This window comes from Bradyrhizobium sp. WU425, from assembly GCF_021052305.1.
GTDB lineage: Bacteria > Pseudomonadota > Alphaproteobacteria > Rhizobiales > Xanthobacteraceae > Bradyrhizobium > Bradyrhizobium canariense_D.
Genome location: NZ_CP088089.1, coordinates 1,603,435 through 1,623,058 on the forward strand (window position 1 = coordinate 1,603,435; position 19,624 = coordinate 1,623,058).

Here is a 19,624-nt window from a genome sequence, read left to right on the forward strand (position 1 = left end):
CATGATGATCTCTCGCCTGCTCGCGGCCGTTCTCGCCGCTCTCACTCTGATCGCACCTGCCGCTGCGACCGACGCCGAGCTCGCAAAGCTCGCGCGCGCCTCCGGCACGCCCGACATTCCCGGCCTGAAGATGGTGTGGCTGGCGCCATGGGGTGACGTCGGCAACGCAAAACCGTGGCGCAACATCATCGTGCACCAGACCGAGGGACCGGCCGGCTCGGCGCGGGGCGGTGCCGAGGTGCAAGCGAAGAACCCCACGCGTCGCGGCGTCACATTGTGGGTCGAGACCGACGGCACCGTCTATTGGGCGGTCGCGGAAAACCTGGTGCCGACCCACGGCGATGGTGCCAACCGCAACGACAACAAGTACATCGACAACAAGCCGACCTATCGCCAGGTGGTGCGCGACAATTCGATCGGCGTCGAGTTCGCCGGCAACTATCCCGACGTCACGACGGGCCCGACCGCGGCGCAGGTCGCGGCGTGGAAGATCCTCGTCCAGATCCTGCGCGCGCGCTACGGCATCCCGCTCGACCGCGTCTATGCGCACAACTGGATCGACTACAAGGACGCCCGCTATTGCGAAGGCTGCTGGCTCGCGACGCTGGCGCGGACATGGGAGGAGTGAGCGAAGCGCCGACGATGCGCTCTTCCCTTCTCCCCTTGCGGGAGAAGGTGGCGCGAAGCGCCGGATGAGGGGTTGTCTCCGCGAATGACGATGTGAGAGACGTGCTCGCGGAGACAACCCCTCACCCGTCTCGCCGCTATCGCGGCGAGCCACCCTCTCCCGCAAGGGGAGAGGGGAAGATCAATCACACCGGCTCCGACATCCACCCGAACAGCCGCCGGATCAAGCCCGGTCGCCGCGGCAGTTCCGGCGGGCCGTCCGCGGCCAGCACGCGCTTGAAGAAGTAGTCCAGGAACACCATGTCGTTCGGCTCGGTGACGGTGAATGTCTCCTCGCCGAAATAGACGCTGTAATTGAAGAAGAACGGGCCCATGAGCGGGATCGTCGCGGTCGAGGCATAGTCCTTCGAGATCACGAACTCCGACGGCTCGAGCCCGTGCTCGCGCATCGCCTGCTCGACCAGCGGCAGCTTGCGCATGAACTGGGCGGAGAAGCCGCCCACGGTGGATTGCAGGATGATCGACACGGCGCGTGTCCGTTCTCTTGATGCTGTCGGCCCGATCCCTTTGGTCGGTCAACCGGCAGCGCGGGTTCAAGATGCCTGGTCCGCGTCCCCGCGAACATGCTGCGCCTCACACGCAAACAAAAAGCCGGCGTCGCCGCCGGCTTTCTGTCTCTTGTCGATCCGCCAATCTCTGGCGCCAAAACCTCGCGCTTAGAGCGCGGCTTCCAGCGCGGCCTGTTCGGCCTTTGCGATCGTGCCCTTGACCGCAGACTGCACCTTCTCGAAGGCGCGGACCTCGATCTGGCGGACGCGCTCGCGCGACACGCCGAACTCGGCGGCAAGGTCTTCCAGGGTCATCGGCTCGTCGGCGAGGCGGCGGGCCTCGAAGATGCGGCGTTCGCGCGGGTTGAGCACGCCCATGGCGCCGTTCAGGGCGTCACGACGGTGATCATACTCCTCGTGCTCGGCCAGCATGGCTTCCTGGTTGGGCGAATTGTCGACCAGCCAGTCCTGCCATTCGCCGGCTTCGCCGTCGTCGCGGATCGGAGCGTTGAGCGACGCGTCGCCACCGAGGCGGCGGTTCATGTCGACCACGTCCTGAGCCGTGACGCCGAGACGCTTTGCGATTATGGCCACCTGGTCGGGGCGAAGATCGCCTTCGTCCAGAGCGGAAATCTTGCTCTTCGCCTTGCGCAGGTTGAAGAACAGCTTCTTCTGGTTCGCGGTGGTGCCCATCTTCACGAGCGACCACGAACGCAGGATGTACTCTTGAATCGACGCCTTGATCCACCACATCGCGTAGGTTGCGAGACGGAAGCCCTTCTCGGGCTCGAACCGCTTCACCGCCTGCATCAGGCCGACATTGCCTTCCGAGACGACCTCGGAGATCGGCAGGCCGTAGCCGCGATAGCCCATGGCGATCTTGGCCACGAGACGGAGATGGCTGGTGACGAGTTGGTGCGCGGCGTCGCGATCATCGTGCTCGCGCCAACGCTTGGCGAGCATGTATTCCTGCTGGGGTTCCAGCATCGGAAACTTGCGGATTTCGCCGAGGTAACGGGAAAGGCCGGATTCGCCATTAAGGACCGGCAGGGTAGCTGTACGGGCCATAGTGCGCCCTCCAAACAGGTTCAGGCCCCCGATAGCGGCGGGCCAGGCAGACGACCGCTTGGTTAAAGCCGATCGGTGCTGCGATGTTCCGCGTTGGTCTTCAACGCAAGCGCAATATACTCCATCGGAAGGCAAAAAGGGAAGGATTGCTGACGTCACGTCCCCGTGTGGCAGCTATAACTTTTTGTAATGTAAAGCATTTCTGAAGCGGCCTGCGTCATAGCGCCGCCTTGAGGGCCCCCTGAAGGAGAAGCAAATCCTCCGGCAGAGGCGTCTCCCAGTGAAGTAATTCTCCAGTCCTCGGGTGCTCCAATACCAGCAGGTAGGCGTGCAGCGCCTGCCGCCCTAGCGCGGCGAGGGCGGCCTGCGACTCGGGGCCCAGCTGGTTCGCCTTGGTCTTGAAATGCGGGCCGTAGACGGCGTCGCCCATCAGGGGGTGGCCGATATGGGCGAGGTGGACGCGGATCTGATGGGTGCGTCCGGTCTCGAGTTCGCAGGCGAGCAGCGTCGCGATCGGCTTGCCGTCGCGTCCGGCAAAACTCTCCAGAAGCTCCCAATGCGTCACGGCCTCGCGGCCGCCCTGGCGCACCGCCATTTTCTCGCGCGCATGCGGGTGACGGTCGATCGGCGCGTCCACGGTGCCGCGATGGCGGCCCGGCAGCCCCCAGGCGAAGGCCATGTAGCCGCGCCGCATCGGCCCGGTACGGCCGTGATCGGCGAATTGCGCGGTGAGCGAGGCATGCGCGAGGTCGTTCTTAGCGACCACCATCAACCCGGTGGTGTCCTTGTCCAGCCGGTGCACGATGCCGGGCCGGCGCACCCCGCCGATGCCGGAGAGCGAGCCGCCGCAATGGGCGATCAGCGCATTGACCAGCGTACCGGTCTCGTGGCCCGCCGCGGGATGCACCACCAGCCCCTTCGGCTTGTTGAGGACGACGATGTCGTCGTCCTCGAACACGATGTCGAGGGCGATATCCTCGCCTTTCGGCTCCGGCGCGGCCGCTTCCGGCACGTCGATTGTGATCGTATCGCCGGAGGCGACGTGATAAGCGGGGTCCCGGATCGCGGCGTCCCTGAGGCTCACCGCGCCCCCCAGAATCAGGGCTTTCAGCCTCGATCGCGATAGCTCGGCAAGGTGCAGCGCCAGCACGCGGTCGAGCCGGGTCGAGCCCTCGGAGCCTTCGACGACAACCTCCAACCTTTGCGCAGAGCCAGAATTTTCCATGACGACGTCTGATACCGTTGTTCCCGAACCGAGCCCCGAGCAGGCCGCGCTGTTCGCGCGGGTGCGGCGGATGATGCTGATCGCGGGGTTGACCACGGCGCTGGCAATCTGCGCCGTGCTGATCGCGGTGGGCTACCGCCTTTTCAAGTCCGAGGGAAGGGCGCCCGAGCCGGCAGGCGACGTCACCGCGACTCTCCCGAAGGGCGCCAAAATCGTCTCGAGCGGCGTCGCCGGCGACCGGCTCGTGATCACGCTCGACATCGGCGGCGTCACCGAGATCCGCACCTTCGATGCCCACACGTTGAAGCCGGCTGGAAAGCTGAAATTCGCCAATGAGCCGTGAGTACGGCCTCGGAACTCGCCGCCATCGTCGTCTTGGCGAAGGCCAGGACCCATAACCACCGAATCCGGTTGCACGAACGAGATCGTCGTTCAGATATGCCTTAACCATCCGCATACGGGGTAATGGGTCCTGGCATTCGCCAGGACGACAGCGGAGAGCGAGCATCCGAAACCCCTCGATCCCCGCTTGCCGCCGGCAAAATTCGAGGCTATGTCCTCTCGCTCAACGCTCCCTTCGTCTAGCGGTTAGGACGCGGCCCTCTCAAGGCTGAAACAGGGGTTCGATTCCCCTAGGGAGCGCCAAGTTTCGGTTGATTTCCTTCGATTTTTTTTCAGGCAATCGTCCCACTCCCGATAGAGTGGGATCGCGTATGTTCTCCGTTCATCCCCTGCCGGATTTTGCCGAGTGGAAATCGAGCGAGTACTTTTCGAGCTACGCAACCTCATCGATACGATGCCAAACTTTCACAATTCGGCATCCAACACCCCGGAAGGGCGAATGTGGCTCGGTCGTGCCGCGGCTATGGTCGAAGCCGGCGGATCGTCGCTCGATGCAGCGGGGTTCGTACTCGCGATGGACGCCGTCATCGGGGAATCGAACTCCTATAGGCATGGGCAAGCGGTCTCTAAAGCGGCTAGCATTCTCTTTCGAACGTTTGCGCGTGTAGAGTCACAATCGACTCCCAACTTGCAAGGCGCCTATATTCCCGCCGGCAACTCGTTTGATGCACTCGCCGCTATCGCTCGAGTTTTCAGCTTAGCGACACTGAGCTATTCATTGTCGATCCCTATTCTGATGAGAAGCTGTTGCGTGATTTTGCACCGCTCGCGGCGGAAAATGTTCTGCTTAAGATTCTGGTCGATCCGTTTTATGTGAAATCGTCCCTTAAGCCCGCCGTCGAGCGCTGGCAAAGCCAGTTTCAAAATCGGCCACTGGAGGCGCGTTTAACTTCGCCTCGCCAACTGCATGATCGCCTGATCATTGTTGACGACAAAGAAGTTTGGATAGTCACTCAGTCGTTCGCTCATTTGGCGGAACGGGCGCCGGCCTCCGTAACGCGATTCGAGTCAGAGGCGGCCGATTCTAAAATTGGACAGCTACCGTACCATGTGGGCTGCCGCACAGCCGATATAAACCAACCAGGGCGCGCCATTCGCGTGCGACACTGCAAAACCAAACCGTTTCGTGCGCACGAGCAAGCTTCTAGCGACCTGGCGCAGGCGCTCTCCTAAGCGATCGTGCCGTCGATCGAGCGGCGGATCACCCGCTGCACTTCGGCATTCGACAGAAAAAGATCGTGGTTGATGATGCCCCAGCCTTCCGCTGACGCATCGACCACGCGTACGCCGAGGCGCGCGATGACGGCTTTTTCGGCGGCGCCGACCCTGGTCATTCCACCTGCGATCTGTCCCGACAACGCCAGTGCGCGATCGTTCGTCGCGGCGATCACGGTGATTTTGCCCGCAAGCGGACCGATGCGCTGGATCGCTGACGAGAACACGTCCATGTCGATATCGGGCGCGGCAAACACCACGGCGCCGATCTTGCTCGTCACTGTGTCGCCGTATCGCGCATAGAGCTGACGCAGGCTTTCGAGCGACAGCATGGTTCCCATGCTGTGCGCAACGATGTTCACGCGGCCGGTGCCTGGCGCCGACACGAGTGTGGAGAGCACGCGCTCGAACTCGTCGCGGGACCACATCGCACTGTCGCGGTCATAGGCATAGTCGAACAGTCCTGCCTTGGAGGGCCAGGAGAACACCATGGTCCGGCCGCGGAACTTGATCCCATCGGAGAGATGGGCGCCATCCAGCACCGCCGTCTCGAACGTCTGCTTGAAGCCGTGCACATAGATCAGCACGTCTCCTCCGCCGGCCTGCGCAACCAGATCGCCAACGTCTGCCGATACCGGTTCGAGCCGATCAAGGCGCCAATCGCCAAATCCGACCGAGGCGAGAGAAAGTCGGCTCTCGTCCGGCGCTACCAGCTTCGCCCGCGCGACCGTCATGTTGGTTGCGCGCTCCGGCCCGAACCAGGGTTTCGTGCGACCACCGTTGACGGGCTTGCGCGTAGTAGCGACGAGCAATGTGGGGTCAAGGGATAGCGATGACGCGTCGAAACGCGCCCCGGTCGCACCCAAGCCGGCGCATCCGCCAAGCGCGAGGGCGGTCCCCGCCGACATAAATCCGCCGAGGAGAGCGCGGCGCGAAATAGAATGACAGGGGTCGCGTTGCAGAAGAGGTCGAGCGATCACACGAAACCTTTGGGAACTTTGTCCACCGTAGCGCCCCATCTAACTTCCTGAATGACAATGGGGGCAAGAAGACGGCGAAGCAGCTTCGCGGGTCCCTTGTATGGTCGTGACGTCCGTCGTCTCCGAGGGTCGGGCGAAACAGGCGCAAACGCAAGTCAATCCCTCTCCGCAAAAATATTCCAGCTTACCGAAATTCGGAAATATCGTATGTGTCGGCCATCCCAGCCCACAAAAGGGGCGGTCGTACGTCGTCACGAACGCGGGTTGGGAGTGGCGGTGGACGCGGGCGGCGTTAAAGGCGGGCTTGTGCGTGCAGGGCGAGATGAACCTCGTGAGCATGGCACGAACCGCATCGACGGACGGCGCTCAAACCTCGCGAAGCCTCTGGCGAAGCAGGGCCATGTCCTGCGAAGCTTGGGCGAAGCAGGGTCAGCCTGCGTACGGCGAAACCGTGTGGTCCTGGCCGTCGTTGCTACGGTCAAGCCTTTGCGAAGGCGTCAGCGCGTCAACCGGCGCGGTGCCGTGCATTTCGCGGGGGTGACGGAGACAAAAAGGAACTCGTCTCCGGGGAGAGCGCGGCATAGGCCGTCAAACCATCGCGCAGGGAAGGCCTGGTCTCGGCTGCCCTGTGTCTCCCCTATGCATTGCGTGTGCAATCAGTTCGCATGGGGGTTTTTATGGGTGCCAGCCTGCGCCCGGTCTTCCCTGCGCCCTTTCTTTTCGAGGGGGTGAAGCGAGAAGCATAGCTCGGGCAAAACATGCCGCGAGGCTGTGAGCGCGTGTCCGCAACCCGCATGCAAACTGACCTCCCTTTCGAGCCTCCCTTTCGAGCCTTCCTTGCGAGCATGATGCGTCAGCATCGGTGGAGGTGGTCGTCCCTCCCGGAATCTGCCTTGATGCGAATTCAGCGCGGAGGAATTTTGACATGAGCGGCTTGGTGATCTCTGGCGGCCGGGTGGTGGATCCCGCCAGCGGAATGGACGCGGTTGGGGATGTGGCGGTGGTGGACGGCAAGGTCGCCGCGGTTGGCGCTTCGCTCGGCAGCGCCGAGCGGACGATCGACGCGACGGGGCTAGTGGTCGCCCCCGGCTTCATCGACCTGCACGCGCATGGCCAGTCGCTCCCCGCCGATCGCATGCAGGCGTTCGACGGCGTCACGACGACGCTCGATCTCGAAGCGGGCGTGCTGCCGGTCGGGTCCTGGTATGAGCGCCAGGCGCGGAAGGGGCGCGTGTTGAACTACGGCGCGGCCACCAATTGGGCTTTCGCGCGTATTGGCGCGATGACGGGCTCCAATGCGGAGAGCTCGCTGGAGGCGTTCGGCAACGCCATGCGCGATCGCCGCTGGATGGACAACGTGGCGAGCGATGCGGAGGTTGCCGGCATCCTCGAGCGCCTTTCGCGCGGACTGAACGAGGGCGGCATCGGCATCGGGATCTTGAACGCCTATGCGCCGGGCGCCGGCGTGCAGGAGCTGACCGCGGTCTGCCAGCTCGCGGCCGCGCAGGACGTGCCGACCTTCACCCATGTCGCCTACATGTCGCGCATCGATCCCGAGAGCGCGGCGGAAGCCTATATCCGCCTGATCGGCTATGCCGGAGCCACCGGCGCGCACATGCACATCTGCCATTTCAACTCGTCGAGCAAGACCGACGTCGAGCGCTGCCGCGTGCTGATCGCGAAAGCGCAGGCGCAGGGCCTGCCCATCACGGTCGAGGCCTATCCCTACGGCACCGGCTCGACCGTGCTGGCGGCCGCCTTCTTCAGCGACCCCGAATTCGTCGAGCGCAACGGCACCGGTTACGATTCCGTGCAGCGGGTCACCGACGGCCATCGCTTCAGCGATCGCGAGGAGCTCCTGAAGGCGCAGGCGGAAGAGCCGTCCTCGCTGGTGCTGTGGCACATCCTCGACACCGAGAACAATGCGCATCACCGCGACCTCCTCGACATGTCGGTGCTCTATCCCGGCGGCGCGATCGCCTCCGACGCGATGCCGTGGACGACGTCGGACGGCAAGACCTACACCGGCGATGCCTGGCCGCTGCCGGATGACGCCACCTCGCATCCGCGCTCGGCGGGCTGCTTCACGAAATTCATCTGCGAATGGGTGCGCGAGCGCAAGACCGCGTCGCTGCTCGAAGGCGTGCGCAAATGCGCGCTGATCCCGGCGGAGATCCTGTCGCAGAGCACGCCCGCGATGCGCGCAAAAGGTCGGCTCGCGAAGGATGCCGATGCCGACATCGTCGTGTTCGACTACGAGAAGCTCTCGGACCGCGCGACCTTCACGGCGATGAACCGTCCCTCCGAAGGCGTGCGGCATCTGATCGTCAGCGGCCAGCCGTTAATCACAGATGGTGTGCTGGACGTCGCGGTGCGGCCCGGCCGTCCCGTGCGCCGTCCCGTCGTCGGGAGCTGAGACATGCCGGTCCCCATTCTCCTGGTGACGGGCTTTCTGGGGGCCGGCAAGACCACTGTCGTGAACCATCTGCTGGCGCATGCGGAGGGGCGGCGGATCGCCGCTGTGGTCAACGATTTCGGTGCGATCAACATCGATGCCGAGCTGATTGCGGGCGCGAGCGACGGCGTGGTCAGCCTCGCCAATGGCTGCATCTGCTGCTCGCTCGAAGGCGACCTGCTGCGCACGCTTGCGACGCTGCTGCGGCGTGATCCGAAGCCGGAATACATCGTCATCGAGACCAGCGGCGTCGCCGATCCCGCCGAGATCGTCCGCAATTTGATGGATCCCGTGATCCTGCGCGAAGCGCCGTTGGAAACGGTGCTCTGCGTGATGGACACGGCGACACCGCCGGCCGCTCTCGACGACGCGCTGCACCGTTCGCAGCTGCGCGTCGCCGACATCGTGGCGCTGAGCAAGCTGGATCTGGCGGATGAGGGTGCGGGCGCGCGTATCCGCGAGGCCATCCGCGCGCAGCGCGTTCCTGCCGTGGTGGTCGACGCGCAGCACGGCGAGATTCCGTCCGCGCTGCTGTTTCCCGCGACCGTCGATCGTGCGCCCGCGCCGCGCAAATCCGGACCGAAACGTCCGGCAGAGCAACGCTTCGAAACGCTGAGCTGGACCTCGAACCAGCCACTTTCGCTGGCCCGCCTGCAGCAGGCGATCGGCCGACTGGCGCCAAAACTCGCGCGGGCAAAAGGCCTGTTCGAGACCGTCGAGCAGCCGGGGCGCCAGATGGTGTTTCAATTCGCCGCCGGCCGCGCCACGCTGGCCCCAGGCGAAGCGCCGACGCCGGGCGTGCCGTGCGCGCGGATTGTCTTCATCGTCGAGCTAGGCGTGCTCTCGAAGGCGGAGCTCGACGGGATCATGGAGACCTGCGTTGCGGATCGTTGAAGCTGCCGCTTCAGGCAAATTGTGCGATGCCGTTTCCAACGGACCAATTCTCCGCGGGCGCATCGAGGACGTTGACGAACACGTCCTCGGGGCGGAGGCCCGGTTTTTCGCCGAGCAGGTCCGCGATCCGCCGGTACAGGGCCTTCTTCTGCTCGGGGGTGCGCGAGGCGAACACGGTGATCTGGATCAGCACGGCATCGTCGCTGCGCGTGACGCCGTAGGCATTGCCGCAGCGGAAGTTCGCGGGCGAAAGCTCGCTGATGGTCATGAACTCGTCGCCTTCAGGGACGTTCAGCGCTTCGCGCATGGCGCGGTAGAGGCCGTCGAGGATCGCCTGCCGGTAGACTTCCGGCTTTCCGGCGCGCATCGAAATGTGGAGGAGAGGCATCGCGAAATCCTCATTGACGAAAGGGCGCATCGGCCCCAGTTTGTTTTTGACGCGGCGTCAAGAAATCATGTTTTTGACATCGTGTCAAATATGCTTGCTAGGAGCAAAGCTTGAGGCCGCGCGAGTTCGACCACGACGATGTCCTGCGTATCGCCTTCGACCAGTTCTGGCGCAAGGGCGTCCGCGGCACCTCGCTGTCGGATATCGCGCGCGACGCCGGTGTCCAGCGCGGTAGCCTCTACAACGCCTTCGGCAGCAAGGAGGCGCTGTTCCTCCAGGCCTACGAGCGCTACGCGGGCGATTATCTCGTCGCCCTGCAAAAGGCGCTGGGTGCGGGCTCATTGCGAAAACGCCTCACCGCGTTCTTCGACCTGACCATCAGCAACTTCCGCGCCGGCACGCCCCCGCGCGGATGTCCGACGACGCGCGGGCTGATGGAGCTCGGCGCGGCCGAAGGCGAGGGGCTCGACGAGGAGGCTCGGCAGGCCTTCGCGAACCTCATCTCGCGCATCACCGTTCTGGTTCAGGAGACGTTGTCGGCGGGTGCGGCGCGCGGTGAATTCAACGGCAATTCCGCGTCCGCAGCGCTGCACATCATCACGGTGACGCGCGGCCTCGCCGTGCTCGAACGTGCCTTCGGCGACGAGCCCCAGCTGCGCAAGATCGCGTCCCACACCATCGATCTCGTGCTCGGCAGGAAGGGCGGCTAGGGGTCAGCAGACCGCGAGCGCGTTGACCGCCCGCGTCGTCACGGTCTCGTTCTCGTTGCCGACGAACTGGCAGACGACAGTTTGGAGCTCGCCCGGCTGCTTGCCGCGTGCGACCGCCAGCAGCCGCATCAATTCCGCCTCGTCCTTCGACAGGCGCCGGCACGATGGCGGCATGAAGCACAATTGGCAAGGCCGGCCGCTGCGCAGGATTCTGACCAGCGCGGCAACGCGTGCGACCAGCAGCGGACTGTCGGTGATGCCAGGCGCCTCGTCGGCAAAGCGATAGGCCGCCTCCCAGCAATCGGACGCGCCGGTCTCATAGGCGGCAGTGATGAACCGGAACAGCGAGAGCGTGACGCGGCCAAAATCATCGTAACTCTCGACGTCAGGCCGCGTCGCAAGCGCGGCCTGAAGCGGACAGAGCCGCGCCTGGCCGGCTTCCGTGACAGGCACAGAGCCGCAACTATCCTGCATCATGCGCGATCCCGGTCAGTGCAACGTGGGGCTTCCGACCAGCCAGCTCTTCATCGCCATCGTCTGGTCATGGTCCAAAGATGGAACGTGCCGGTCGGGCAGGATGAGGCCCGCCATGCGGAAGACCGTTGCAAGCCCCCGCACGGGCGCGAGAGCCCAATCGGCGCCGACCGGCGGCAACCAGCATTCGAATTGCTCGCGCGCGATATCGTCACGCTCTTTCTGCGCGGCGGCGATCGCCCGCAACATGCCGTGCTCGCTGTCGGACATGCGCGGGCAGGTCGGGCAGTGCACCGCGATCGCCGTATGCGCCGTGCAGGCAAAGATCTCGATGATGGATTCCAGCGAAGGCACGGCGTCGCCCACGCCAAAATGGTCGTACACTTGCTGGATGTCGGCCGCGGTCGGAACGGCGCTTCCGCTGCGTGCCTTGGCCCGAAATCCCCAAATGAAGAGCCGTTCCGCTGCGCTTAGCGCCGGAAGGTCGAGAGAGACTGTGGCTGTCGATCGATGCATTGAGCCTCTGGTCTCTGGCTGCGCCCACGTCCCGGCAGGCGCCGATGATCTGCGCCGATCGTTCCGTCAGAGCCCGCTGCAAGTCAACGCTCGGAGGGGCGATGTCGAGGTCTTCTAGTTTTGAAGAGTTCGCATCTCGGATGCAGCCAGCCTCGCGAGCCTGCGAGCCGTCTGCGGCATGCCGGTAGGATGCATGGAGTTTTGCGGGGTGGGGGAACCCGAATGCTTAAAGCTTTGCTAAGGGGCGCGGGATAAACTGGCATATCAGCCTTCCAAATCTTGCGAGCACCGATGTTTTTCTCCCGCATCAGTTTCAAGCTGGTCCTGATTGTCGGCATCAGCCTCCTTGGCATGATCGCGCTGGCGCCGATCGCGCTTTCGACCTTGCGCGCGCAGATGATCGCCGATCGTCAGGCCAAGACGCAGCACTTGGTCGACGTCGGCTACGGCATCCTGGCGCACTACCAGAAGCTCGAGAGCGAAGGAAAACTCCCGCGCGAGCAGGCCCAGGCCGGCGCGATCGCGGAGATCAAGAGCCTGCGCTACGACAAGGTCGAGTATTTCTGGCTGAACGACATGACCCCCAAGATGGTCATGCATCCGATCAAGCCCGAACTCGACGGCAAGGATCTCTCCGGGATGAAGGATCCATCCGGCAACGCGCTGTTCGTCGGCTTCGTCGACGTCGTCAAAAAGCAGGGCGCGGGCTTCTACAGCTACCTCTGGCCGAAGCCCGGCTTCGACCAGCCGGTCGGGAAAATCTCCTATGTGAAGGGCTTTGCGCCCTGGGGCTGGATCATCGGCACCGGTATCTATCTCGACGACGTCGACGCCGTATTCCGCCAGAATGCGATGACCTTCGCCCTGGTGTGCCTGGTCGTGTTCGTGCTCGTGCTCGGCGCCTCCTTCGTGATCGGCCGCAGCGTGACCCGGCCGCTGGCGAAGATCACCGCGCTCACCGAGCGCCTCGCCTCCGGCGACAGCGCGTTCGACGTGCCCCATACCGACCGTCGCGACGAGATCGGCGGGCTCGCCAAGGCGCTCGCCGTGTTCAAGGACAATGCGTCGGCGGTCGGCCGGATGCACGCCGAACAGCAGGAGACGAAGCAGAAGGCCGACGAGGAGAAGCGCAAGACGATGACCGACCTCGCCGGCAAGTTCGAGGCCAACGTTCAAGCCGTCGTCCGCGACGTGTTCAAGGAGGCGCGCGCGATGCAGCAGGCCGCGCAGGGCATGTCCGAGACCGCCGACAAGGCGACCGACCGTGCGAGCCTCGTCGCCACCGCCTGCCAGCAGGCATCGAGCAACGTGCAGACGGTGGCCTCCGCCGCCGGGCAGCTGTCGTCCTCGATCGCCGAGATCAGCCAGCGCGTCGCGCAGGCTGCAAGCGTGGCCGACAAGGCCGCCGCCGACGGTCAACGCACCAACGACACCGTGCAGGGACTTGCTGCAGCCGCGCACAAGATCGGCGAGGTCATCGACCTCATCAACCAGATCGCCTCGCAGACCAATCTGCTCGCGCTCAACGCCACCATCGAGGCGGCGCGCGCCGGCGAGGCCGGCAAGGGTTTTGCGGTGGTGGCAAGCGAAGTGAAGTCGCTGGCGAGCCAGACCGCGAAGGCGACCGACGAAATCGGCGCGCAGATATCGGCGATCCAGGCCGAGACCAACCAGGTGGTCGGCAACATCGACAGCATTCGCAAGACCATCATGGAGGTCAACGAAATTTCCTCGTCGATCGCCGCAGCCGTCGAGGAGCAGGGCGCCGCGACGGCGGCGATCGCGCACAGCGTACGGGAGGCCGCCTCCGGCACCGACCAGGTTTCGCAGAACATCTCGGGTGTGACCGACGCGACGGCGGAGACCGGCCAGGCCGCCGGCCTCGTGCTGCAATCGAGCGGCCGGCTGTCGCAGAAGCTGCAATCGCTGGAAAACGAAGTCAGCGCTTTCGTTGCGGGGGTACGGGCGGCCTAGTATAGCAGAAGGATGAGCGCGCGCATCCTTCTGATCAATCCGAACAGTTCTGTGGCGACCACAGCGATGATGGTCGCCATCGCGAGGTCAGCCGCCGTGGACGGCTTCGACATCGACGGCGCGACCGCAACGCGCGCGCCGCAAATGATCGTGACGCCGGATGCGCTGGATGCAGCTTCCACCGAAGTTCTGGAGATCGCGCAGTCACACCGGCATGCATGCGACGGTATCATCGTCGCGGCGTTCGGCGATCCTGGGTTGGCCGGGATCAAGGCCGCGATGAAACTGCCGGCGGTCGGCATCGGCGAGTCCTCGATGCTCGCAGCTGCCGAGAACAGCCGCCGCTTCGGCGTGGCGACCACGACGCCGCTGTTGGAAGGGAAGATCGACGCCTTGCCGGAAGCGCTGGGGTTGCGATCGCGTTATACCGGCGCCCGCTTCGCCAAAGGCGATCCGCAAGACCTGATGCGCGATCCGGCGCGATTGCGCGCAGCACTCGCCGGCGCGGTCGAGGCTTGCATCGCGCAGGATGGCGCGGAGGCGGTCGTCATTGGTGGCGGTCCGCTGGGCGAAGCCGCGCGCGAGCTTCAGCCGATGTTCACCGTGCCGATCATCGCGCCGATCCCGTCTGCCGTGGCGCGGATTATTCGCCTCATCACGGCGCGCGCGACCGATTGAAATTCCGGCCCGCGGGAACGGTCGTCGCAACCGGCGTTCTTGCCCTTGACGGCCTCGGTTAAAGTGACGAAGCAGAAGGACCTGCCGACCCGCGCTTGGGCACGCGGGCATGGAGACGCTGCATGTCGTTCAAGAAGCTCCTGATCGCCAATCGCGGCGAGATCGCCATCCGCATCGCGCGCGCCGCAGCCGATTCCGGCCTCGCAACGGTCGCGATCCATCCCGCGGACGATGCGCTGTCGCTGCATGTGCGGGTTGCCGACGAGGCCGTCGAAATCCCCGGTCGCGGCGCGCGGGCCTATCTCGACATCGAGGCCGTGGTCAAGGCGGCGAAGAGCGCAGGCTGCGACGCCGTGCATCCCGGCTACGGCTTCCTCAGCGAGAACGCTGCGTTCGCGAAGGCCTGCGCCGATGCAGGCATCGCCTTCGTCGGGCCCCAGGCCGCGGCGCTCGAGTTGTTCGGCGACAAGGTGGCGGCACGGCAACTGGCAAAGCGCTGCGGCGTCCCGATCATCGCCGGCACCAGCGGGCCGTCCTCGCTGGAGGACATCGCGGCGTTCTTCACCTCGCTCGGCAGCAACGCGGCAATCGTGATCAAGGCAATGGCCGGCGGCGGCGGGCGCGGCATGCGCGTGGTCGAGCGCGCTGCCGATCTCGCGGAGGCCTATGCGCGCTGCCAGTCCGAGGCCAAGGCCGCGTTCGGCTTCGACGGCGTCTATGCCGAGCGGTTGATCCGGCAGGCGCGCCATATCGAGGTGCAGATCATCGGCGATCGCGACGGCGCGATCTCCCACCTCTGGGAGCGCGAATGCACCATTCAGCGCCGACACCAGAAGCTGATCGAGGTGGCGCCGAGCCCGTCGCTCAGCGACGGCTTGCGTGGCCGTATCATCGCGGCGGCGAAGCAACTCGCCGTGGCCGCGTCGTACGACAATCTCGGCACGTTCGAGTTCCTGGTCGACGGTGCCGCCGAAGACAGTTTTGCCTTCATCGAGGCCAACCCACGGCTTCAGGTCGAGCACACCGTGACGGAAGAGGTGCTCGGCCTCGATCTCGTCCGCGCCCAGCTCGCGGTCGCCGCCGGTGCCTCGCTTGCCTTGCTCGGCCTGGCGCAAGGCTCGATCCCGAAACCGCGCGGCTATGCCATGCAGCTCCGCGTCAACATGGAGACACCGGACGAGCTAGGCGCGACGCACCCGACCGGCGGCGTGCTCGCCGTGTTCGAACCGCCGTCGGGCCCCGGCGTCCGCGTCGATAGTTTCGGTTATGCCGGCTACAAGACCAGCGCCGCCTTCGACTCGCTGCTGGCAAAGGTCATCGTGCATACGCCCGGAGAAGCCTGGCACGACGTCGTCGCCAAGGCTTCCCGCGCCTTGCGCGAGTTTCGGATCGACGGCGTCGTCACCAACATCGCCTTCCTCCAGGCCGTGCTGGCGCATCCCGATTTCAGGGCCAACCGCATCGCAACCGACTTCATCGATCGCAAAATCGGCAAGCTCGTCGAAGCCGCGGATGGCGCGGCCAAACCACTCTATTTCGCGGCGACGGAGCGAACCGGTGGCACCGAGGCGCATGCTGCACAAATCGTGCCCGAAGGCACGGTAATGGTCGCAGCACCCCTGCAAGGTACCATCGTCACTGTTCAGGTGAAGGAAGGCGAGATCGTGCGCCCGGGCCAGCAGCTCGCCGTGATCGAATCCATGAAGATGGAGCATCTGGTCATGGCCGAGCAGGGCGGCCGCGTCACGAAGCTACTCGCCGGCGACGGTGTCACGCTGATGCATGGCGAGCCGATCATGTATCTGGAGCCGCTCGACGTTGCGGCGGACGCGTCGGCAACGGAAACCGATGTCGATCTCGACCACATCCGACCCGATCTCGCCGAACTGATCGCGCGCCAGGCCAACACGCTCGACGAAAATCGCCCAGCCTCGGTCGAGCGCCGCCGCAACACCAATCAGCGCACCGCGCGCGAGAATGTCGCGCAGCTCGTCGACGACGGCTCGTTCATGGAGTACGGCAGCCTTGCGATCGCGGCGCAGCGGCGCCGGCGCAAGCTCGACGATCTCGTCAAGAACACGCCGGCCGACGGCCTCGTCATGGGCGTCGCGACCGTCAACGCCGGGAAATTCGGTCCCGAAGGCGGGCGCTGCATCGTCGTGGCCTACGACTACACCGTGCTCGCGGGCACGCAAGGCCACATGAACCACAAGAAGATCGACCGCATGCTGACGCTCGCGGAAGACTGGCGTGTGCCGCTGGTGTTCTATGCCGAAGGCGGCGGCGGCCGGCCCGGCGATACCGACCGGCTCGGCATGACCGGGCTTGATGGTCCGTCCTTCGTGCAGTTCGCAAGGCTCTCGGGTCTGGTGCCGGTTATCGGCATCGTCTCCGGCTATTGCTTCGCCGGCAACGCCGCGATGCTCGGCTGCTGCGATGTCATCATCGCAACCAAAAACGCCTCGATCGGCATGGGGGGCCCCGCGATGATCGAAGGCGGCGGGCTCGGTGTCTATCACCCGGCCGAGGTCGGTCCTGTTACGTTCCAGTCGCCGAACGGCGTGATCGACATCCTCGTCGAGGACGAAGAAGAGGCAACATCCGTTGCGCAAAAATATCTGTCCTATTTCCAGGGTGCGGTGACGGACTGGCAGGCCGCCGACCAGCGCCTGCTGCGCCGCGCGATCCCCGAGAACCGCCTGCGCGTCTACGACATCCGCAGCGTGATCGACCTCGTCGCGGATAAGGAGTCCGTGCTGGAGCTGCGCCGCGACTACGGTGTCGGCATGATCACGGCGTTGATCCGTGTCGAGGGCAAGCCGTTCGGCCTGATCGCCAACAATCCGCGGCATCTCGGCGGTGCGATCGACGCCGATGCCGGCGACAAGGCCGCGCGCTTCCTCCAGCTCTGCGACGCCTTCGATCTGCCGATCGTCTCGCTGTGCGACACGCCCGGCTTCATGGTCGGTCCGGAAGCCGAGAAGACGGCAATCGTGCGCCACGTCTCGCGCATGTTCGTGACAGGCGCGAGCCTGACTGTGCCGTTGTTCGGCATCGTGCTGCGCAAGGGCTATGGGCTGGGTGCACAGTCGATGATTGGCGGTGGCTTCCACGCCTCATTCTTCACCGCGGCCTGGCCGACCGGCGAGTTCGGCGGCATGGGCCTGGAGGGTTACGTCCGCCTCGGCTTCCGCAAGGAGATGGAGGCGATCGCCGACCCCGTCGAGCGCGAGACTTACTATCGCAATAAGGTCGCCGAGCTCTATGCCAACGGCAAGGCGGTCTCGATCGCCTCCGTGTTCGAGATCGACAACGTCATCGACCCCGCCGAGACCAGGCGCTGGATCATGGCGGGCCTGCGCTCGGTGCCGAAGCCGCCGGCGCGGACTGGGAAGAAGCGGCCCTGTATTGATACGTGGTGAGGGCGGTGCAGCAATTCTGATTGCGCTTCGCCGCGTTCCCGGTTCCCGATTGACATCCCCGCCTGCGGTGCCAGACTTTGCACAATAATGCAGGGTGGAGACGTCCGCGATGGCCAGCCTTTCGGCCTCGAACCATGTCGCCCGTGTCTTGTCCGTCGCCAATCAGGTTACAGACCGCTTGGCCGACGTCGATGCCTCTTCGCGCATTGCCAATTCCTGGCGGCGCTGCCTGATCAGCCACAAGCTCGATCCCGGCCGTCAGGGGCCGCCGCAGACGCTCACCGAAGCCGAGATCCGTCACGTCGCCGAACCCATGGAGGAGACGATCCGGCTTGCAACACCGGAGCTCGACGACCTCGCCCGGGTACTGCGCGGTGCCGGTTATTGCGTCAACCTGGCAGACGTGAACGCAACCATGCTGTTCAGCCGCCTGCCCGGCGAGGCCGACGCACGACTATTCATGGACTGGAAGATCTACACAGGCTCGAATTTTTCCGAGGCCTCCGAAGGCACCAATGGGCTCGGCACCGCGCTCGCCGAGCAGAAGCCGATCCTGGTGCATCGCGACGAGCATTTTCGCGCGCAGTGGCACATGTTTTCCTGCGCCGTGACGCCGCTGTTTGACCAGGCGGGACGGCTCGCAGGCGCCGTGAACATCACCTCCTGCCGCGAGGACCTCGAACGCACCGCGCATCAGCTTGCGCTCGCGGTGACGATGGAGGCAACGCGGCGCATGGAGGGCGCGATCTTCCGCAGTCATTTCCGCAACGCCTGGATCGCGACCGTGCCGGGCGACGGCGGCAGCGGCCTGCTCGCCTATGACGACGATCGCCGCATCGTCGGCGCCTGCCGTTCGGCGCGCGCACTGCTGGGTCTCACCGACGGCTTGATCGCAGCCGGCATCGATCTGTCGCGCTATGTCAAATTCGACCATCCCGCCGCGCGCGACGCAGACGATCTCGTCGAGCTGCGCCGGGCCGATGGCAGTTCACTAGGGCACGGCCATGTCGCGCCGCCGCTGCGGGCGAGGGCCTCGACCCGTCCGCTCGCGCCGCGCCGCGATGCACCGGTCGATCGCTTCGATGCGCTGCAGCGGCTCGCCGGACGCGATCCCAGCCTGATCAGGAGCGTGAAGCGACTTAGAAGCATCGGCGATCGCAATCTGCCGGTGCTGCTGCATGGCGAGACCGGCGTCGGCAAGGATGTGTTCGCCCGTGCCATTCACGCAGCCGGCAATCGCGCACGCCACAACTATGTCGCGCTGAACTGCGCGGCGATGCCGGAAAGCCTGATCGATGCCGAGCTGTTCGGTTACGAGGCCGGCGCCTTCACCGGCGCGCGCCGCGACGGCTCGAAGGGCCTGATCGTGCAGGCCGACGGCGGCACGCTGTTCCTCGACGAGATCGGCGACATGCCGATCGCGCTGCAGACGCGGCTGCTACGGGTGCTGGAGAACCGCGAAGTCTGGCCGCTCGGCGCGCTGAAGCCCGTGCCGGTCGACATTCGCCTGATCAGCGCCACCCATCGCGATCTCGGTCGCATGGCCGAGGAGGGCGCCTTCCGCACCGACCTCTATTTCCGTCTGCGCGGCATGGAGGTGCGGCTGCCGGCCTTGCGCGAGCGCGCCGACCGCGACGACGTCATCCGCCAGATCGCGCGCGAGGAAGCGCCGAACTGCTCGCTCTCGGACGATGCCTGGGTGCAACTGGCGGCCTATCCCTATCCCGGCAACATGCGCCAGCTCCGGCATGTGCTGCGGCTCGCCGGCTGCACGGCGGAGGACGGCGTCATCACCGATGCCGACCTCGATCTGCCGCCGTTTGGTGGAAGGGCGGCGGAGCCGGATTTGGCAGCGGCGGAGCGCGCTACGATCGTGGAGGCGCTGCGCAAGCATGGCGGCCGCGTGACGGAAACAGCGCGCGCGCTGAGGCTGAGCCGCGCCACGCTGTATCGCAAGATCAAAGCGATGAAGATCGAGACGGCGCAGTAGCGCTTCCTTTCTGCCCTCTCCCGCAAGGGGAGAAGGGAACGGCGGTGCGCTTGGCGCC

17 protein-coding genes and 1 tRNA gene are annotated in these 19,624 nt (G+C 65.2%); 11 read left to right on the forward strand and 7 right to left on the reverse strand.

The window, feature by feature from the left end; all coding sequences use genetic code 11:
* The first annotated feature begins 1 nt into the window (after position 1).
* Positions 2-628, forward strand: coding sequence for a peptidoglycan recognition protein family protein (locus tag BcanWU425_RS07735; protein WP_085349601.1), 627 nt, complete (start codon positions 2-4; stop codon positions 626-628).
* Positions 629-812: 184 nt separating this feature from the next.
* Here BcanWU425_RS07735 and BcanWU425_RS07740 read toward each other — a convergent pair whose 3' ends face one another.
* From BcanWU425_RS07740 to BcanWU425_RS07750, 3 genes are all read right to left on the reverse strand, one after another.
* Positions 813-1,154: a hypothetical protein gene (locus BcanWU425_RS07740; protein ID WP_018453625.1), complete on the reverse strand. Its 342-nt coding sequence runs from the start codon at positions 1,152-1,154 to the stop codon at positions 813-815.
* A 189-nt stretch (positions 1,155-1,343) separates the two neighbouring features.
* Complete coding sequence (gene rpoH, locus BcanWU425_RS07745; protein ID WP_007596598.1) at positions 1,344-2,243, reverse strand: RNA polymerase sigma factor RpoH; 900 nt, start codon at positions 2,241-2,243, stop codon at positions 1,344-1,346.
* 217 nt (positions 2,244-2,460) lie between these two features.
* Positions 2,461-3,468, reverse strand: coding sequence for an RluA family pseudouridine synthase (locus BcanWU425_RS07750; protein WP_026232566.1), 1,008 nt, complete (start codon positions 3,466-3,468; stop codon positions 2,461-2,463).
* Here BcanWU425_RS07750 and BcanWU425_RS07755 point away from each other — a divergent pair.
* From BcanWU425_RS07755 to BcanWU425_RS07765, 3 genes are all read left to right on the forward strand, one after another.
* Positions 3,467-3,811: a hypothetical protein gene (locus tag BcanWU425_RS07755; protein ID WP_018453628.1), complete on the forward strand. Its 345-nt coding sequence runs from the start codon at positions 3,467-3,469 to the stop codon at positions 3,809-3,811. The two genes, BcanWU425_RS07750 and BcanWU425_RS07755, sit on opposite strands and share 2 nt — an antisense overlap.
* Positions 3,812-4,038: 227 nt before the next feature.
* Positions 4,039-4,113: transfer RNA gene (locus BcanWU425_RS07760), tRNA-Glu, on the forward strand.
* A gap of 504 nt (positions 4,114-4,617) precedes the next feature.
* Entirely contained in the window at positions 4,618-5,043 is a 426-nt protein-coding gene (locus tag BcanWU425_RS07765; protein ID WP_204512317.1) for a hypothetical protein, read from the forward strand.
* Here BcanWU425_RS07765 and BcanWU425_RS07770 read toward each other — a convergent pair.
* Complete coding sequence (locus BcanWU425_RS07770) at positions 5,040-5,993, reverse strand: alpha/beta hydrolase (RefSeq protein WP_210350914.1); 954 nt, start codon at positions 5,991-5,993, stop codon at positions 5,040-5,042. The two genes, BcanWU425_RS07765 and BcanWU425_RS07770, sit on opposite strands and share 4 nt — an antisense overlap.
* Before the next feature lie 997 nt (positions 5,994-6,990).
* On the opposite strand from BcanWU425_RS07770, the gene BcanWU425_RS07775 reads away from it, so the two are divergent.
* Together BcanWU425_RS07775 and BcanWU425_RS07780 are read left to right on the forward strand one after the other, a co-directional pair.
* Positions 6,991-8,481, forward strand: a complete 1,491-nt coding sequence (locus BcanWU425_RS07775) for an amidohydrolase family protein (protein ID WP_231190278.1) — start codon at positions 6,991-6,993, stop codon at positions 8,479-8,481.
* A 3-nt stretch (positions 8,482-8,484) separates the two neighbouring features.
* A complete protein-coding gene (locus BcanWU425_RS07780) occupies positions 8,485-9,414 on the forward strand; it encodes a CobW family GTP-binding protein (RefSeq protein ID WP_026232568.1) in 930 nt (309 codons plus the stop codon).
* Between the two features lie 10 nt (positions 9,415-9,424).
* Here BcanWU425_RS07780 and BcanWU425_RS07785 read toward each other — a convergent pair whose 3' ends face one another.
* The gene (locus BcanWU425_RS07785; protein WP_026232569.1) at positions 9,425-9,802 is read right to left on the reverse strand and encodes a tautomerase family protein; all 378 of its coding nucleotides are present in this window, start codon (positions 9,800-9,802) and stop codon (positions 9,425-9,427) included.
* 110 nt (positions 9,803-9,912) lie between these two features.
* On the opposite strand from BcanWU425_RS07785, the gene BcanWU425_RS07790 reads away from it, so the two are divergent.
* A complete protein-coding gene (locus BcanWU425_RS07790; RefSeq protein ID WP_094183489.1) occupies positions 9,913-10,512 on the forward strand; it encodes a TetR/AcrR family transcriptional regulator in 600 nt (199 codons plus the stop codon).
* A gap of 3 nt (positions 10,513-10,515) precedes the next feature.
* On the opposite strand, the gene BcanWU425_RS07795 is transcribed toward BcanWU425_RS07790, so the two are convergent.
* Positions 10,516-10,989: a hypothetical protein gene (locus BcanWU425_RS07795; RefSeq protein ID WP_204512314.1), complete on the reverse strand. Its 474-nt coding sequence runs from the start codon at positions 10,987-10,989 to the stop codon at positions 10,516-10,518.
* A 12-nt stretch (positions 10,990-11,001) separates the two neighbouring features.
* The gene (locus BcanWU425_RS07800) at positions 11,002-11,352 is read right to left on the reverse strand and encodes a hypothetical protein (protein WP_231190281.1); all 351 of its coding nucleotides are present in this window, start codon (positions 11,350-11,352) and stop codon (positions 11,002-11,004) included.
* Positions 11,353-11,793: 441 nt separating this feature from the next.
* Here BcanWU425_RS07800 and BcanWU425_RS07805 point away from each other — a divergent pair, with 441 nt between their 5' ends.
* The 4 genes from BcanWU425_RS07805 (at position 11,794) to BcanWU425_RS07820 (ending at position 19,566) form a co-directional block, all read left to right on the forward strand.
* The gene (locus BcanWU425_RS07805) at positions 11,794-13,476 is read left to right on the forward strand and encodes a methyl-accepting chemotaxis protein (RefSeq protein WP_204512312.1); all 1,683 of its coding nucleotides are present in this window, start codon (positions 11,794-11,796) and stop codon (positions 13,474-13,476) included.
* Between the two features lie 12 nt (positions 13,477-13,488).
* On the forward strand, positions 13,489-14,154 hold the full coding sequence (locus BcanWU425_RS07810; RefSeq protein ID WP_204512311.1) for an aspartate/glutamate racemase family protein: 666 nt from the start codon (positions 13,489-13,491) through the stop codon (positions 14,152-14,154).
* A 122-nt stretch (positions 14,155-14,276) separates the two neighbouring features.
* Positions 14,277-17,576, forward strand: a complete 3,300-nt coding sequence (locus BcanWU425_RS07815; RefSeq protein ID WP_204512310.1) for an acetyl-CoA carboxylase family protein — start codon at positions 14,277-14,279, stop codon at positions 17,574-17,576.
* A gap of 109 nt (positions 17,577-17,685) precedes the next feature.
* Positions 17,686-19,566: a sigma-54-dependent Fis family transcriptional regulator gene (locus BcanWU425_RS07820; protein ID WP_204512309.1), complete on the forward strand. Its 1,881-nt coding sequence runs from the start codon at positions 17,686-17,688 to the stop codon at positions 19,564-19,566.
* Positions 19,567-19,624: the final 58 nt, after the last annotated feature.